The sequence below is a fragment of the Pseudactinotalea suaedae genome, from assembly GCF_009733815.1.
In the GTDB taxonomy this organism is placed as follows: domain Bacteria; phylum Actinomycetota; class Actinomycetes; order Actinomycetales; family Beutenbergiaceae; genus Pseudactinotalea; species Pseudactinotalea suaedae.
Window position 1 is genome coordinate 25123 of the sequence record NZ_WNXY01000007.1, and the last position, 16816, is coordinate 41938.

A 16816-nucleotide genomic window follows, 5' to 3' on the forward strand; every position below is an offset into this window, starting at 1 on the left:
CCCGACGGCCGACCCCGCTGGTAGCAGCGTGGCGCGCAGGGCCACGCGGGGGCATCGGTAACGGCTACCGAGATTCGCCTCAGCCGCGGGCGCGGCCGCTGCCCCAGCGCGCGTCGCCGATGCGGCGGCCCAGCTTGGCCATCTCGCGCTCGGACGCCAGCCGCAGGTCGCCCATGCCCACGGGACGTCGCGCGGCCACCGCGTCGTAGGTCGCCGCGAGCACGATGTTGCGGATGTCTCCGCCGGCGATCTCCAGGGCACCGGAGAGCAGCTCCAGGTCCACCGGGTCCTCGGGGTCGGTCCCGGGCAGCTGCGCGAGGTGGTGCTCCCACAGCCGCAGCCGTGTCGGCGCGTCCGGGTCGGGGAAGTGCACCATGAAGTGCAGCCGGCGGGCGAACGCCGGGTCGAGGTTGCCGCGGAGGTTGGTGGCCAGCACCGTGATGCCCTCGAACGCCTCCATCCGCTGCAGCAGGAACGCGACCTCCTGGTTGGCGTACCGGTCGTGGGCGTCGTTGATCGAGGACCGGCTGCCGAACAGGGCGTCGGCCTCGTCGAAGAACAGCACCGCGTTGAGCGACTCCGCGCGGGCGAAGGTCCGCTCGAGGTTCTTCTCGGTCTCGCCGATGTACTTGTCGACGACGGTCGACAGGTCGACCTGGAACAGGTCGGCACCGAGGGAGTCGGCGACGACGTGCGCGGCGAGGGTCTTGCCCGTGCCGGGGCTGCCGGAGAACAGCGCGCAGATCCCGGTGCCCTTGCCACCCTTGCCCTGCAGGTCGCCCAGCCCCAGCACCTCGTCCCGGTCCCTGGCCCAGCCGATCAAGCGCTCGACCTCGCGCCGGGTGTGGTCGGGCAGCACCAGGTCGGTCAGCGTCGCCGGCGAGGTCGCGGCGCCCACGCGCGAGCGGTGGCCGGCGCCGAGCCGTCGCACCGCGTCCCGCACGTCCTCGACCGAGGGCGCCCGGTCCGCGCGCGTCGCGTCGGAGCGCGCGCGCGCACCGACGAGGTCGATCTCCTCCGGCGTGATCCGCATCGCGAGCACCTCCTCGGCGACACCGGCAGGGCCGACCGCGTGCTGCCACAGGTCCTCGCGCTCGGCGCGGCTGAGCCGCCCCGCGGGCACGGTCGCGGCCAGCCGGTCCGACCAGTGCGGGTCCCACGGCGTGCGTCCCACCGCCACGACCGGCACCACGGCTCGCTCGAGCAGGTCCAGGTGGCCGGCCGCGTGCTGGGCTCCGAGGAGCACCAGGACCGAGCCCTCCAACGACGCCTCCAGAACCAGCGCGCGCAGGGTCGGCCGCACCAGCGCCGCGCGGGGGCCCTGGTCGGGCTCCGATCCGTCCGACCCGGTCGCGCCCTCCCCCGGTACCCGGTCCAGATCGCCCACCAGGCAGCCGACGCCGAGCTCGCGGCAGGCGGCCACCGCGAGGGCGGCCCCGGCCGTCCCCGCCGGTGCGTGCACCCACACCAGCGGCTCCCCCGCCTCGAGCGCGGTCGCGACCTGTCGGAACCCCTCCACGTCCACGGCGCGCGGCTGCGCGAGCACGCGGACGACCTCCTCGGGCACCAGGGTGGAACCGAGCAGGTGCGCACGCACGCGGTCGGGGAGCCGGAGCCGCCGCGACAGCAGCACGTCGTCGCCCTCGACGGCGATCAGGCCGGTGGCACGCAGCACGCCGCCGGCGTCGAGCAGCGCGTGGGAGTCGGGGTCGACGGTCCCGGTCGCGGCCGACTCCCAGCCCAGCGCCACGCTCGGCCGCGCCGGACCGGCGTCGCCGGAGAGGAGGCCTGCGAGGAGGTGGGCGCTGGGGTGGGCCTCCGGCAGCACCGCCACGGCGAGCAGCATCCGCTCGCGGTGCTCGAGCCCGAACCGGTCGCCCAGCGCCGTCAGTCGGACCTCGAGGGTGCGCAGCACCTCGGCGTCGGCCTGCAGCGCGGCCAGGCTGCTGCGGGCCGCGCCAGCAGGCTCCCAGCCGCCGGCGCTCTCCCGGCGGTCCACCGCACGTTCCCACGCGGTGAGCACGCCGTCGACGAGGCTGCCGGTCGCGGTCATGGCTGCACCTTGGCACAGCCGCGGAGCCTCCTGGAGGAACTTCCGTAGCGATTACCGATGCTCGGTGCCGCACGCGTTCCTAGCCTGAAGCAGCCGCGGACGAGGACGCTCTGGCACGGCGCCGCAGCAAGGGAGAAATGGTGCTGATCTCTGCAGTCGAGGAAGGCATCGAAGACCTCCTGCGACGCACGCTGCCGCTCAGCCGCGAGCAGGGCGACGTCTCCTTCGAGGCTCCGTCGACCACGTGGTCGGCGACCGTCAACCGGCTGACGGTCAACGTCTTCCTGTACGGCGTGGCGCGATCACCGCAACCGCCCCGGGTCCAGGCCCCGCAGCGCACCGACGGGCTCGTGACCCGACGATTCGCGCTGCCGATGGTGCAGCTGACCTATCTCGTGAGCGCGTGGGCGGGCTCGCCGCGCGACGAGCACGAGCTGCTCGGCGACGTCTTCCTCCGGTTCCTCACGAACCCGATCATCCCTAGCACCGAGGAGGGTGCGCTGGAGACCGCCGTCCAGCTCGCCGTCGAGAGCGACGAGCACAACCGCCCTCGGGACGTGTGGAGCGCCGTCGGTGGCCACCTCAAGGCCTCGTTCTGCCTGCAGGCGACCGTCGCTGCCGACGCCTACCCGTGGGAGACCGCCCCGCCGCTGGTCGACCGCATCAGCGCACGCGCGTTCCCCATCCCGGAGCCTCGCCGCCCATGAGGGTCGCCAGCACCGTCGAGCGCGCCGAGATCGCTCCCGGGGAGTCCGGGACGATCCCGCTCGACGTCGTCAACACCAGCGCGGTCATCGACGCGCTGAGCGTGCGGGTGCTCGGCTTCCCCGCCTCGGCGACCGTGCGCAGCCAGCCCGAGCACCTGACGCTGTTCCCGCAGTCCGAGGGTGCGCTCGAGGTGCACATCGGGCTGCCGGCCACGTTCCCTGCCGGCACCTATCACGTGACGCTGGTCGTCGAGGGTCGGGCTGCGGGCGCGACCGACGCTTACCACGACCTCGAGGTCGTCGTGCCGCCGCAGCCGGCGGTGTCGGCGAGCGCCACCCCGTCGGTGGTGCGCGCCCGTGGCCGCGCGCTGTTCACGGTCACGGTCGCGAACGAGGGCAACACCCCGCTCGACCTGGCGCTGCGCGTGGTCGACACCGACCGCAGCCTGCGGACCACGCTGACGCCCTCGACGCTCTCGGTCCCGATCGGCCGCACCGCGGTGACGACCGTGTCGGCGCGCGGGCCCCGCCAGCTGCTGGGTGCGGACCGGGACCGGCCGCTGCGTGTGGTGGCCGAGGCCGAGGGCGCCGCCGCCGAGGTGGCGCTCACGCTCAAGCAGCGCTCGACGTTCGGCCGCGGGCTGATCACCGCGCTGATCCTGCTGGTGATCCTGGCGGCGTGGGCGGTGGCGGTGACCGTGGGGATGCGCGCGGTGCTGGGCGCCGACCCCGGCACCAAGGTCGCGCCCCCCTCCTTCTTCGCCGCGACCGAGGTCCCCGGCGAGGCCGCGGGGGCGGCTCCCGCGGGCGCGCTGCCGCGCGACGGCCTGCTGCCCGCCGGCGTCGGCGCGACCATCACCGGAACGGTGCAGGGCGCCGAGGACCCGGTCGGCGTGGGCCGGCTCACGGTCGAGGCGCTCCGGACGTCGGCCGACGGGCTGGTGCTGGTCTCCTCCGCCGCGACCCAGGCCGACGGCACGTACTCCTTGGCGGGCCTGTTCCCCGGCGAGTACCTGCTGCGGGTCGCCGCCGACGGCTACGAGACCGTCTGGTACCCCGGCGCGGCCGACTCGGCGGGCGCCACCGGCGTGCAGGCGTCCGCGCAGCAGGTCACCACCGACATCGACCTCGTCGTGGCCGGGGACCTCGCCACGATCACCGGGATGGTCCACGCCGGAGGTGAGGACGACGTCGTCGTCACCGTGACGGCGGTCCCCGTCTGGCTCGCCGGCGACGACGCAGCAGCCGCCCCGATGCAGGTGCAGGCGGCCGCCGACGGGAGCTACGCACTGCCCGGTCTCGTCGCGCCCGGCAGGTACGACCTCACCTTCGAGGCACCCGGCTACCAGCCGACCACCATCACCGAGCAGGTGCTCGGCGGGCAGCAGCGGCTGGCGCTGGACATCACCCTGGGCGCCGGGCTCGGTCAGATCGAGGGCACGGTCACCGACGGCTTCGCCGCGCTCGGCGGCGTCGAGGTCTCGACCACGCTCGACGGCGAGGAGATCGTCGTCGGGACCCCCACCCAAGGTCGGGTCGGCACCTTCGTGATCCCCAGCCTGCCGACACCGGCCACCTACGTGCTGACCGCCAGCAAGGAGGGCTACGGCACCCAGACGGTCGTCGTCGCCCTGGCCGCCGGGGAGTCCAAGAGCGACGTGACGCTGCTGCTGACCGGCGGGGTGGGAACCATCTCCGGTCACGTCGTGGGGACCGACGGGCAGGGCGTCGGCGGCGTGACGGTCGTGGCCGGCGGCACCTCCGAGGGGGTCAGCGCGACGAGCCTGACCGCCGGTGACGTCGGTGCCTTCACGCTCACCGGCGTGCAGGGCTCGGCCACCGTGACGCTGACCTTCACCAAGGAGGGGTACGCGCCTGCGTCGGTCCCCGTCAGCCTGGCCGAGGGGCCACCGGGCGACATCCGGGTCACCCTCAGCACGATGCTCGGTGCGGTCCAGGGCCGCGTCACCGACGGCGGTCAGGGCGTGACGGGGGTCCGCGTCGAGGCCACCGACGGCAGCACCGTGCACAGCACGGTCTCGACGGCGACCGGGTCCGAGGGTTCCGGCTCCTACCTGATCCCCGACCTCCGGCCGGGCACCTACGCCGTGACGGTCGTGAGCTCCGGCCGTGTCGTGACGACGGCGATCGTGACCGTGCTGCAGGGCAGCACGGCGCAGGTCGACCTCCCGTTCCCGAGCGGGGGCTGAGCATGCACGTCGATGTCGCGCCCCGTCGGGTCGCCGTCGTCCCCGGGATGTCGAGCGAGCTCCTGGTCACCGTGACCAACACCAGCGAGGTGATCGGCGGCTACTCGCTGCGCGTCCTGGGCGTCGACCCCGAGTGGGCAGGGTTCGACCAGCCCGAGCCCCGGCTGTTCCCCGGCGAGTCGACGACGGCGCGCCTGAGCCTGCGGCTGCCCGACAAGTCCCCCGCGGGCGACCGGGCGCTGTCGATCCAGGTGACCGACCTGCAGAACCCTGCCGACGTGGTCGTCGAGGAGGCGATCCTCGAGATCCCGGCGGCGCCGCGCAGCTCGATCGAGCTCGATCCGCCGACCCTGACCGGCGGCAGCACGGGCGGCTACACCGCCATCGTGCACAACGAGGGCAACACGACCCAGCTGCTGCGCCTGGACGCCGTCGACCCCGAGGCGCGCACCACCTTCACCTTCACGCCGCCGGAGCTGCGGCTGACCCCCGGTTCGAGCGCCGTCGTGGACCTGACCGTGAAGGCACGGCGACCGCTCGTGGGGGACGCCGCGCTGCGTCCCTTCACCGTGCGGGCCGCGGGTCCGCAGGTCAGGGAGACCGACGGCCCGCCGGCCGTGGCGGGCATGTTCATCCAGCAGCCGATGTTCTCGCGTGGGTTGCTGGGGCTGATGGGGCTGCTGGTGGCGATCACGGTGTTCGCGACGGTGATCACGATCGCGCTCAGCTCGATCGTGCAGCGCACCGCCGCCGATCGCGACCTCGCGCTGCAGGTCGCCCAGGCCCGTGAGGCGACGTCGCAGACGGGACGTTCGGAGGTCGGCGGCTCGGTCGTCGAGCTGAGCACGGGGGCACCGGCGGCCGGGGTGTCGGTCGAGCTGTTCGCCGCCGACGACCCCGGCACCCCGCTCACGACCACCGCCACCGACGACGCGGGTGCCTTCACCTTCGCCAGGCTCCCTGCGGGCGAGGTCCTGCTCCGGGTCCGCGGCGCGGGTTTCGCCGAGGTCTGGTACCCGACCGCCGGCGCCGCCGCCGACGCCACACCGCTGACGCTCGTCGAGGGTCAGAGCCTGGACGACCTCGTGGTCATCGTCGGAGGCGTCCCGGCCGCTGTCAGCGGGGCCGTGGTCGGCGATGACGTGGGTGGGGCGACGGTCCGGGTCGAGCTGCCGCTGGAGGTCGCACCCCTGGCCGGTCAGGTCGACCCGGTCGCGGGCGAGGTGCCGTCGACCACCACGGGCGGTGGCGCGCTCGTGCGGAGCGTGCCGATCAGCGAGGACGGCACGTTCGAGATCGCCGACCTGCCCTCCCCCGCCGTGTACGACCTCGTCGTCACGAAGCCCGGTTTCGCGCCCTCGGCGCAGCGGCTCGACCTGGCCGCCGGCGAGAGCCGTGACGGCATCGAGCTGGCGCTGCTGGTGGGTGACGGCTCGATCGAGGGCACCGTCAGCGGTCCCGACGGCCCGATCGGCGGGGCCGGCGTGGTCGCGACCGCGGGCCAGGCCAGGGTCGAGACCGTGAGCCTGACGCAGGACCCGGTGGGCGGGTTCGTGCTGCGCGGGCTGCCCACGCCGGGCTCCTACACGGTGGTCGTCTCCGCCGACGGCTACGCGACCGCCACGCTGACGCTCTCGCTCACCCCGGGGCAGCAGCTCACCGGAGTCTCGGTGGTGCTCGGACGCGACCAGGGCACCCTCGGCGGCACCGTGACCGTGCCCGGCAGCAGCGCGGGCGGGGTCACCGTGACCGTCTCCGACGGCGCGACCACGCTGCAGACCGTGACGCGCTCGACCGACCCGGTCGGCTCGTGGGAGCTCTCCGGCCTGCGGGTACCGGGTGACTACACGGTGACGTTCTCGCGGACCGACCTGGAGTCACGCGTGCTGTCGGTCAGCCTCGACGGTTTCGGCCTGGTCACCGCCGGTGCCGCGAGCGCCACGTCGGTGGACGCGACGATGCGCTCCGCCACCGCCGTGCTCACCGGCCGGGTGACGCAGACCCGTGGCGAGGGCTCGGCCCAGGCGGTGGGCAACGTCGTCGTCACCATCAGCTCGGGCTCGGTCGAGCGCATCGTGACGACCGCGTCGACACCCTCGGGCGACGTCGGGGTGTACCGGATCGAGAACCTGCCGCCGGGTACCTACACGGTGACGTTCGCGCGCAGCGGCACCCGCACCACCTCGGAGATCGTGGTGCTGAGCGCCGCTCAGGTGCGCACGCTCAACCCCGTGCTGGTCGCACCCGCGCGCATCACCGGCGTGGTCACCCAGGGCGGTGAGCCGCTGGCGGGCCGCACCGTGTGGCTGTACCGGGCGGCTGAGTACGGCACCTCGGCCGCTCCCGTGGCGCAGACCACCACGGACGCCTCCGGCGGCTACGCGCTCGACGACATCGAGGCGCCCGAGCACTACGTCGTCGAGATCCGCACCACCGGAGGCACCGTCGTCGGCTCCTCGGCGCCGTTCACGCTCGATGCGAGCGAAGACCGCACGGTCGACATCGAGGTCGGAGAGCAGCCCCAGTGACCGATTCCCCGCCGCGTCGCAGCGGACCCGACGCTCCGAGCGTCACGATCGAGGCCGGCTCGCACACCACGGCCGGCGGCGTGGCGACGCTGCGGCTGCACGCACGCAACCTGGCCGCCGATGCTCGCGACCTGCAGGTCAGCATCCTCGGGCTCGAGGAGAGCTGGCGCCCGGCGGTCAGTATCGTGAACGCGGTCGCCGCCGACGAGACCGTGACGCTGGAGCTCGTGCTGACCCCGGGCGCCGGCGCGGCGCCGGGCGACTACCCGTTCCTCGTGATCATCGAGAGCGGGGCGGGGCGCACCGTGGCCGACGCGACGCTGCGCGTCGACGGCGCGAGCGACGTCGTGCTCTCGGTGGAGCCCGCCGAGGTCCGTGGGGTGCGCCGCAAGCGGGTCGACGTCGTCGTCGGCAACACCGGCCTGCACGTCGCCGACGTGATGCTCGACGCGACCAGCGACGCCGGGCTCGAGATCGCGCTCAGCGAGCCCTCGGTGCGGCTGGGACCGGCCGAGACCGTGCGGATCCCGGCCACCGTGCGCGCGCGGCTACGGCTGGCGGGCTCACGGGAGCGGTACTCCTACGAGGTGGTCGCGACCGGGCGGGCGGCACCCCGGCGGGCGCAGGGGACGTTCAGCTCTCGGGCGCTGCTCGGCAGCGGCGCGATCCGGCTGACCGCCGTGGTCGCGGTGATGGCGCTCTGGATCGCCGGCGTCGTGGTCGCGATGCCACGGATCTCCGACTACCTCACCCAGGACAGCTCGACGGCGGCGGAGGGGCCCGACGGCGGTGACGCAGGCGGCACCGACGGCGCCGACGCCGACGGACAGAGCGGAGGCGCGGGAGGCGACGACGGTGCAGGCGGTGCCGAGGGCGAGGAGGGCGACGAGGAGGGCTCGACGCCCGTCGACGGCGTCCGCGTCTCGGGCACGGTCGCCGGCGCCGACCCGGGCGGCACGGTGATCGAGGTCGTCCCGACCTCCAGCCTGTGGTCGACCGCCCTGACCGACGGCTCGCCCGCCTCGCGCAGCGCAGCCGCGCCGGGCAAGGTCGCCGCGGCGGCGATGCCGATGGCGCCGGTCGGAAGCACCCAGCGCCTGACGACACGCACCAACGACAGCGGCGTCTGGGCGCTCTCCGGGCTGTCGGCCTCCGCGCGCTATCTCGTGACCATCTCGAAGCCGGGGTTCGCGACGCAGCGCGTGGCGATGACGGGCGCCGAGCTCGCGGCCACACCGCTCGAGACGGCGATGGAGGCGGGCCAGGGCACGATGTCGGGCGTCTTGTCCGGACCCGGCGGACCCGTCGGCGGCGTCGAGATCACCTTGACCGACGGCACGACGACCGTGACGACCCGCACCGCGACCACGGGGGCGGTCGGGCGATGGCGGGTCGACGGCCTGGTCACACCCAGCACCTACCTGGTGACGGCGGAGTCGGCGGACCTCGGCACCCAGTCCCGGCTGGTCTCGCTGGCCGCGGCCGGCAGCAGCGAGGTCGACCTCACGCTGGACGCCGGTGTCGCGGCGATCAGCGGTCAGGTCGTGGGCGTCGACAGCCTCGGCGGAGTCGGCGGCCTCGGTGGCATCACGGTCACCGCGACCAACGGCACCACGACGCGGACCGCCACCACGGTCACGGGCGAGGGCGCCGGCCGGTTCCTGCTCCCCCGGCTGCCGGTGCCGGCCAGCTACACGGTGACGATCTCCGGCACCGGATACTCCACCGTCACCCGCGAGGTGAGCCTGACGTCGGCGGGCATCTCCGGGTGGACGGTCTCGCTCACCTCCTCGGGGGGCGCGGTCACCGGGACCGTGACCGATGACTCCGGGGCGGGGATCGCCGCAGCGGGGCTGGTGCTGACCCACGGGGCTGACACCGCCGCCGTCTACAAGACCATGTCCTCCTCCGACGGCACCGGCACCTTCCGGTTCTCCGGCGTGGCGCCGGGCAGCTATGTGCTGTCCGCGGCTGCCTTCGGGCACGAGACCACCTACGCCGAGGTCGTCGTCCGGCCCGGCGGGGTCGTCGACGTCGACCTGGTGCTGCGGCGGATCGCGCGGGACGGCCTCGAGGCCACGGCCACGATCGTGGGCCGCGTCGTCGACGCCAGCACCGGCGGCCAGATCACCTGCCCGATCCTCGCCGAGGACCAGGACTGCGTCATCACGGCGCAGGTGACCGCCGAGGACCTCGACGGCACCAGCCGCACGATCACCTCGGTGGCCGAACCGGACGACCCGTACCGGCTCCCGGCGACCGGCTCCGCCGTCGACGGCTTGCTCCCCGGCCGTTACGTCGTCACGATCACGGCTCCCGGTTACGAGCCGGGGCGGGTGACCGTGACCGTGCCGATGGGTGCGGAGGCCGAGGCCGCGACCGTCGCCCTCGAGCCCTCGCCGTCGTTGACCGGCGCCATCCTGCCCCGCACCGGTGTGCTGCCGCCGGGGGTCTGCGTGGTCGCCCGGCAGGCCGGCACGCCGGCGATCGCCGATCCCTGCGGGGCGGAGGTGCCCGAGTGCCACAGCGCGACGGCACGATGCGCACCCGTCGTCGACGGCCTGTACCGGATGGACCGGCTCAGTGCCGGCGCCTACGTCGTCAGCATCGAGGGTCTGACCGGCGGGTACGTCGCGCCGCCGCCGCAGAACCTCAACCTGCTCCCCGGCGAGGTGCGGCGGTACGACGTGGTGCTCGAACGGCACGGCATCGTCTCGGTCACCGCGCTGCTCTCGGACGGCGCCGGTTCGGTCAGCCCCGCCGACGGCTACTTCGTGCGCGCCGAGAGCTCAACAGGCGCGGTGGTCGGCGAGCCCGTGCAGGTGAACAGCGAGGGTTTCGCCCAGCTCACCGACCTGCCTCCCGACACCTACAGCATCATCGGTTCCCTCGAGCAGAACGGCGAGGAGATCGCCAGCGCCACGCTCGCGATCGGCCTCAACCAGGAGATCAGCATCCAGCTCGTGCTGGCCTCGACGATCCCCGCCGTCCTCGCGCAGGTGAGCTATCAGACCTCGGGAGGCAGCACGCTGCCGGTCGAGGACGCGACGATCACCGTCGTCGGCGTCACCGGCTACTCCGGCACCTGGCCGCAGCGTGAGGAGGCGCAGTTCGTCACCGACGGCACCGGGGGCGTGATGATCTGCACCACCGCCGCACCGGGCTGCACCAGCTCGCTGGGGCTCGTGGAGAACCTCGTGGACGTCCGTGTCAGCGCCGACGACTTCGAGACCTACTCCGCGAACGGTGTCCCGCTCTCCTCGCTCGCCACGATCCTGCTCGTCCCCTCGGCGCAGCAGTTCTCCGGAACTGTCGCCGTGCTGCCGACCGGGGCCACGGAGAACGTCCGCTTCGAGGTCACCGAGGCGCCGCCCGGCGTCGTCAGCCCGTCGCTCCGGGCCGATGAGTCCGGCGACGTCACGTTCACCGACCGCGCGCTTCCGCCCGACTCGATCCGTCCCGGCTGGTACACGGTCGTCGCCCGGCTCGACGGCTACTCGAGCTCGTCGCTGACGTTCCAGATCGGGGTCGGTGGCACCGCGGTCCCCGAGAACCAGCACTGGGAGCTGCTCAAGGACGCCCGTGTCGGCATCATGGCGGTGGACGGTGCCGGCGCACCCGTCCCCGGCGCGGTGATGACGCTGCGCGGACCGAACGAGATCGTGCTCACCCGGACCGCGGTGCCGACGCAGACCGTGCTCGACTTCGGCACCCTGCCCTCCGGCAGCTACACGATCGACGCCGCTGCCGCCGGGTACGCACCGGTCACGGCCCGCCCGCTCGAGGTCCCGGCAGGGCAGACCTTCGCCGTGCCGCTGGAGGTGAGCCTCGAGCAGCTGGGCACGATCGGGGGCGAGGTCGTCACGGTGCTGGGCGACTCCTGGTCGCAGGCGCTGCCGGGCGCCGCGCTGGTCGCGGACCAGGTGGACGGACCCGGTGAGTTCGACGGGACGACCGATTCCTACGGGGACTACACCATCACCGGCACGATCGAGGAGCCGGGGCTGGCGCCGGGTGCGTGGGAGGTCACGGCGACCGCTGCGCAGCACGTCGCACGCCCGGAGGGCAGCGACCCCGCGTCGTCGGCGACGGTCACGGCCGTCAACGGCGCGACGCTTCCGGTGGACACGATCGGGCTCGCACCGCTTCCGGCCTCGCTGCTCGTGACGGTCGTGGACGGCACGACCCCGATCGACGGGCTGCAGGCCCAGCTGGTGTACTCCGACCTCACGCGGGTCGTGACGGCCGTGCCGTGCGCCGAAGGCGCCGCCGGGTGCCAGACCGATGCCGCCCAAGGGCTCTACCACTTCCGCGACCTGCTGCCGCTGACCTACACCCTGTTCCTCTCCGGCCGCGGTTACATGCCGCTGAGCACACAAGTCAGCGTGGCGGCCGGCGAGAGCCCGAGCCTGCGGGTGCCGATCACCGCACCCACCGGCTCGATCCAGGGCCAGGTGCTGCGGACCCAGCACGACGGCTCGACAGCGCCGTTCCCCGGCGAGGGTGATCTCACGCGCGTCGCGCTGCTGCAGGAGGGCACCGAGATCGGTGCCTCCGAGATCAGCGCCACGGGTGCCTACCTGCTCGAGGAGGTGGGCGCCGGCACCTACACCGTGCTGGCGCAGGAGCGAGCCGATGACGAGGCCGCCTGGAGCACCGTCGCCACCAAGACGGTGATGGTGCTCTCGGGCCAGAGCGCCGTCGTCGACCTCGTCGTGCCGCTCGTCTCGCGACCCGTCCGGGTCACGGTGACCTCGACCAGCGGCACCGATCTCGCCGGTGGTCTCGTCACGCTGCAGGGCACGGTCGACGGCGAGGACCTGACGTTGGGCCCGCAGCCGCTGGGCCGCTCCGGGAGCTCGTTCGCGGCCACGTTCACGCAGGTGCCGCCGGGCACGTGGCAGGCCTCGGTGGCCGGACCGGCCGGGCACCACGGGAGCTACCTCGGCCCCGTGGTGACGATCACCCCGAGCAGCCCGGCGACCGTGACGACCAGCATCAGCGTCGCGGAGACCGAGCTGCGCCTGCAGGTGGCGCCGGCGACCGGGCCGCTCACGCCGCCGGGCCAGGTGCTGGCGACCGCCTCCCCCGTCGCGCCGCTGCCGACCGGTATCAGCGTCGCCGCCGTGACCACCACCCTGATCCCGGGTGCGAGCGACTCCGTGCTGTACGTGCCGGCCGTCGGCTGGAGCCTCACGGTCGCCGACCCCGGTGGCCCGTGGGACGCCACCATCGCGCCCGCCGCCGTGGCGGCCGCGACCACGCGGGTGCTCGCCCGGGTGACGCTGACCGCCGCCCCGATCACCACGGTCACCGCGATCACCGCCACCACGCCGGTCGTCATCCCCGCGACGCTGTCGGTGACCGCCACGGTCACGCCCAGTCCCGCCGGGAGCCCGGCACCGACCGGTGGCACGGTGTCCCTGCAGTACCGGTTGGGGACGGCCGGTACGTGGACGACCGTCAGCCCTGCCGTGCCGCTCTCCGGCGGCACCGCCTCCCTGACCGTGGCGACCACCGGATGGACGCCTGGCTCCTACTCCGTGCGGGCCAGCTACGACGCCCCGGCCGGATGGGCTGATTCCACGAGTGTCGTCAGCACCGTCGCCGTCGAGGCCGCGGACGAGGGCGGCACCGACCCGGACGCCGGGACGGACCCGGACGGCGGAACCGACCCGGACGGCGGGACCGACCCGGACGGCGGGACCGACCCGGACGGCGGGGCCGGCACCGATGGCGCGGGCACCGACGGAGCCGGCACCGATGGCGCGGGCGCCGACGGGGCCGGCACGGACGGCGCCGGGCCGTAGGGCCCGCGGGCGGACGCGACCGACGAGCGTGGTGCCGGGGTCAGGGCCAGAGCAGGAAGGCCGTGACCACCAGCACGGCGGTGACCAGCGAGGCGATCGTCGCGACCGCCCAGCTGGGCCAGTGCGCGCACTCCACCACCTGCGCGGGAGGGTTGATGACGATCGGCTGCGGCGCCTGGGGCGGCTCGGGCGCAGGCGCCGGGGCCGGGTGCAGCTCGGACCCGCAGCGCAGGCAGAGGTCACCGTTCGGGGGGTTCCGCTCGCCGCAGGCGGGGCACGCGATCGCGGACGGGGCGCTCGCACCCGATGTGCCCGGCGCGCGGTAGAGCGCGTCCTCGGACGTCGTGTCCGTGGCGCCGCGCCCGCCGCTGCTGCCCGCCCAGAACAACGGGTAGTCGCACGAGGGGCAGAAGTCGCTCGCCGCGCGCCCGGTGGCGCTCACGGTCGTGATCGTGGCGCACTCGGGGCACGTCACCTGGGTCATCGACCCGTTCGTCGTCGCCGACATCAGTCGCCTCCTGGTGGGGTGGTCAGCGGGGTCGTCGCGGGCCAGACCCGCACCCCGGCGACCACGATCTCGGTACGGACGTGGGCGGGCACCTCGTCGAGCACGAGCGCGACGAAGTCGTCGGTGGGCAACGGTCCGGTGGAGGTGACCTCCAGGCGCACCCAGGCGACGTCGTCGGGGACGCGGTTCTCCTCGAAGACGCCACCACCCTCGGAGAGCGTGGCCGGCGCGCCCGAGTAGAGCTCGAGCAGCCGGAGCAGCGCGTACCGGGTGCCGCGCCACGGCAGGGTCTTGGCGACCATGCCCAGCACGGCGCGCTGCGCGGCCTCACCGTAGGAGTCGTCGATGCTCTCGGTCCCGAGCCACCGCGCCATGTAGCGCACCATCTCGATCGGTGCGATGCGTGCATCGGCCAGGTGCGGCAGCGTGTCGGCGTGCGCCAGCAACGTCTCCGCCTGAGCCTGGAAGATCCTGACGAACCGCACGAAGAAGTCGTCGGCGAGCATGCCGGCCGGCAGCTGGTTGACCAGCCAGTCGCCGCGGCGGGCGGGCGGCGTGGTCGGCGGGACGAGGGCTTCGGGCACGTGCTGCCCGACCGCCGTGACGGCGTCGTTCATCTGACCACGACCCGATGGTCGGCAGCGAGGAACAGTGCGTTGTCGTTGAGCGAGACGCTCTCGCGGCCCTCCCCCAGCCGGCGTCCGTTGCGCAGGTCGTAGGAGAACAGCTGCAGCTCGTCGACCGCCAGCACACCCTCGACCGACTCCACCACGCGGGTCGCGGCAGCCATCGTCAACGCCTGGCCGAACGGCCAGCCGGTGCCGTCCGACCCGCCCACGAGAGGGTGGACGAACCGGGTCAGGGCCTCGGAGACGCGCTGCCGCACGGCCGCCGCGGGCCGGCCGGGCAGCACCCGGATCAGCGTCGCGACGCTGACGCCCTGGTAGTAGGGGGTCCCGATCTCGACGGCGACGCCGACCGTGCGGCGCTCGTCGATCGCTGCGGCGACCTCCTCGAAGAGGCGCGTCGAGAGCGCGTAGTCGTCGATGCCGTGGGTCTCGATCCGGGTGCGCACCTTCGGCACCACGAGCACGCGCACGGCTCCGGACCCGGTGCTCTGGCTGGGCAGGCACCGCGCCCGCGCGACCTCGATCGAGGCCTGTCGGGCCACCTGCTCGAAGTCACCGGCCGTGACCGCCCGCTGGCCGGTGCGCAAGGTCAGCGGTCCGCGGATCTTGGCCTCCTCCACGGTCTCGGCGTCGACGCCACCCACGGCCGCCAGCGGGTTCGAGACCGAGGCCACGAACGGCACCGCGGAGCGCAACGAGGTCAGCGTGCGCGCACCCACGTTGCCGCGGGCACCCCCACCGGTGCGGTAGTCGGTCACACGGACGCTCGCGCCGTCGGGCGGCACGGCGCCGTGCTGACGGTTGGTGCCGTCCGGCTGCCGCACCGAGGGGCCGAACCGCACCTCCCCGGTGTTGGAGTCCCACACCACGTGCCGGTCGCGCGGTCCCGACGCGGCGAAGTCGGCGACCTCGGTCCAGCGGTGGGTGCCGGTCTGGTCGGTGACGAGGACTCCCTCCTCGCCCCGCCGGGCGGCCACCGGGGCCGTCGAGACGGTGAAGGACTGCCCCGGCACCCCGGTCGAGCGCCCGAGCACCTCGCTCGGGACCGTGGTGGCGTGCTCGGTCGGGATGCTGACGCCGACCGTGCTGAGCGCCACCGAGCCGACGCGGGGAGAGGCCTCGTAGCCGGGCCGCTCGGGCGTCGCCCGCAGCAGCCGCACCCGGATCCAGTAGGCGCTCACACCTCCCAGGACGAGCGAGGCGTGCTCCTGCCCGATCACGAGCACCACCTCGCCGTCGGTGTTGAGACCTCCGGTGCTGTCACGCTCGACGACGGCGGGGATCCACGCCTGGCCCGACCACACCTCCCAGCTCAGCGGCGGCCGGCTCGGGTCCACCCCGATGCCCTCGGCGTGCGCGCTGATCTCCAGCCGGACGGCCTGCCGCGCGAGCGAACCGCGGGTGCCCAGATAGAGGGCGTCGCCCTCCACCAGGCGGTCGCTGAAGCAGACCACCTCGGCGCCCGGGACGTGCAGCGACTCCCAGACGTCGAGCATCTGCTCGCTCTCGGCAGCACGCGTGTGGGCCGCGACGAGCTCGGGCGGCTGGGCGAGCGCCTCGACCGAGGTGGTGAACACGACGGACGACTCCCCCGATCCCGCGGTGGTGGCGACCTGGGTGCCTGCGGGGACCACGATGGGCCGGATCGCTGGTGCCGAGAGCCAGAAGGTGACGTCGGTCCTGGCCACGCTCGGCGGGAACGGCTCGACGCCCACGAGGTTGAGGAAGTGCACGTAGAGGCGTTCGGGCACCTGGTTGACCCGGTACAGCACCATCTCGCTCATCCACGCGAACAGCTCGATCAGCGCGACGCCCGGGTCCGACAGGTTGTGGTTGGTCCACTCGGGGGTGAAGCGAGGAATCAGTCGCTTGGTCTCGTCGACGATGTCCTGGAAGCGACGGTCGTCGAGGTCCGGGGGGTCGATCGGCATCAGGACTCCTCGCGGGGGATGACGTAGAACGGGTAGACGAGATTGCGACGGTCGTTGGTGGCGCGCACCCGGTAGTCGATGCGGATCCTCACGAGGCCGGTGGCGTCCTCGTCCTGGACCGGTTCCACGCCCAGGACCTCGATACGCGGTTCCCACTGGGCGAGCGCGTCACGCACGGCCTCGCGGATCAGGCCGATGAGGTTGGCGGTGATCGGTTCGAACAGCAGGTCCCAGATGCGGCAACCGAACTCGGGCCGCATCACGCGCTCACCGGGCGCGGTCAGCAGCACCACGCGGATGGCGTCGTCGAGGTCGCTGCTGCCGCTCGTGAGCGCGAGCGCGCCGGTGTGGTCGACGCGCATCGGCCAGGCGAACCCCCGCCCGACGAAGTCGACGGTCTGGCCTGTGGCCCCGGAGCCCGGAGCCGGTTGGATCGACAT

9 protein-coding genes are annotated in these 16816 nt (G+C 73.8%); 4 read left to right on the forward strand and 5 right to left on the reverse strand.

Features of this window, described 5'->3' with window-relative positions; translation table 11 throughout:
* Positions 1-79 precede the first annotated feature (79 nt).
* Complete coding sequence (locus GPA04_RS11790; protein WP_156224308.1) at positions 80-2053, reverse strand: ATP-binding protein; 1974 nt, start codon at positions 2051-2053, stop codon at positions 80-82.
* 140 nt (positions 2054-2193) lie between these two features.
* Between GPA04_RS11790 and GPA04_RS11795 the strand changes: the two genes are divergently transcribed.
* The 4 genes from GPA04_RS11795 to GPA04_RS11810 are packed head-to-tail and all read left to right on the forward strand — an operon-like array spanning position 2194 to position 13308.
* The gene (locus GPA04_RS11795) at positions 2194-2760 is read left to right on the forward strand and encodes a Pvc16 family protein (RefSeq protein ID WP_162458594.1); all 567 of its coding nucleotides are present in this window, start codon (positions 2194-2196) and stop codon (positions 2758-2760) included.
* Complete coding sequence (locus tag GPA04_RS11800) at positions 2757-4970, forward strand: carboxypeptidase-like regulatory domain-containing protein (protein ID WP_156224310.1); 2214 nt, start codon at positions 2757-2759, stop codon at positions 4968-4970. The genes GPA04_RS11795 and GPA04_RS11800 overlap by 4 nt, the downstream gene beginning before the upstream one ends.
* A gap of 2 nt (positions 4971-4972) precedes the next feature.
* Positions 4973-7498 (forward strand): carboxypeptidase-like regulatory domain-containing protein, encoded by a 2526-nt coding sequence (locus GPA04_RS11805; protein WP_156224311.1) that lies wholly within the window; start codon positions 4973-4975, stop codon positions 7496-7498.
* Entirely contained in the window at positions 7495-13308 is a 5814-nt protein-coding gene (locus GPA04_RS11810; RefSeq protein WP_156224312.1) for a carboxypeptidase regulatory-like domain-containing protein, read from the forward strand. The genes GPA04_RS11805 and GPA04_RS11810 overlap by 4 nt, the downstream gene beginning before the upstream one ends.
* Positions 13309-13348: 40 nt before the next feature.
* Here GPA04_RS11810 and GPA04_RS11815 read toward each other — a convergent pair whose 3' ends face one another.
* Genes GPA04_RS11815 through GPA04_RS11830 form a run of 4 tightly spaced genes read right to left on the reverse strand, consistent with a single transcriptional unit; the run spans position 13349 to position 16816 of the window.
* Entirely contained in the window at positions 13349-13816 is a 468-nt protein-coding gene (locus GPA04_RS11815; protein ID WP_156224313.1) for a hypothetical protein, read from the reverse strand.
* Entirely contained in the window at positions 13816-14433 is a 618-nt protein-coding gene (locus GPA04_RS11820; protein ID WP_156224314.1) for a phage tail protein, read from the reverse strand. Before GPA04_RS11820 ends, GPA04_RS11815 begins: the two co-directional genes overlap by 1 nt.
* On the reverse strand, positions 14430-16376 hold the full coding sequence (locus GPA04_RS11825; protein ID WP_156224315.1) for a putative baseplate assembly protein: 1947 nt from the start codon (positions 16374-16376) through the stop codon (positions 14430-14432). Before GPA04_RS11825 ends, GPA04_RS11820 begins: the two co-directional genes overlap by 4 nt.
* Positions 16376-16816, reverse strand: a complete 441-nt coding sequence (locus tag GPA04_RS11830) for a GPW/gp25 family protein (protein WP_156224316.1) — start codon at positions 16814-16816, stop codon at positions 16376-16378. The genes GPA04_RS11825 and GPA04_RS11830 overlap by 1 nt, the downstream gene beginning before the upstream one ends.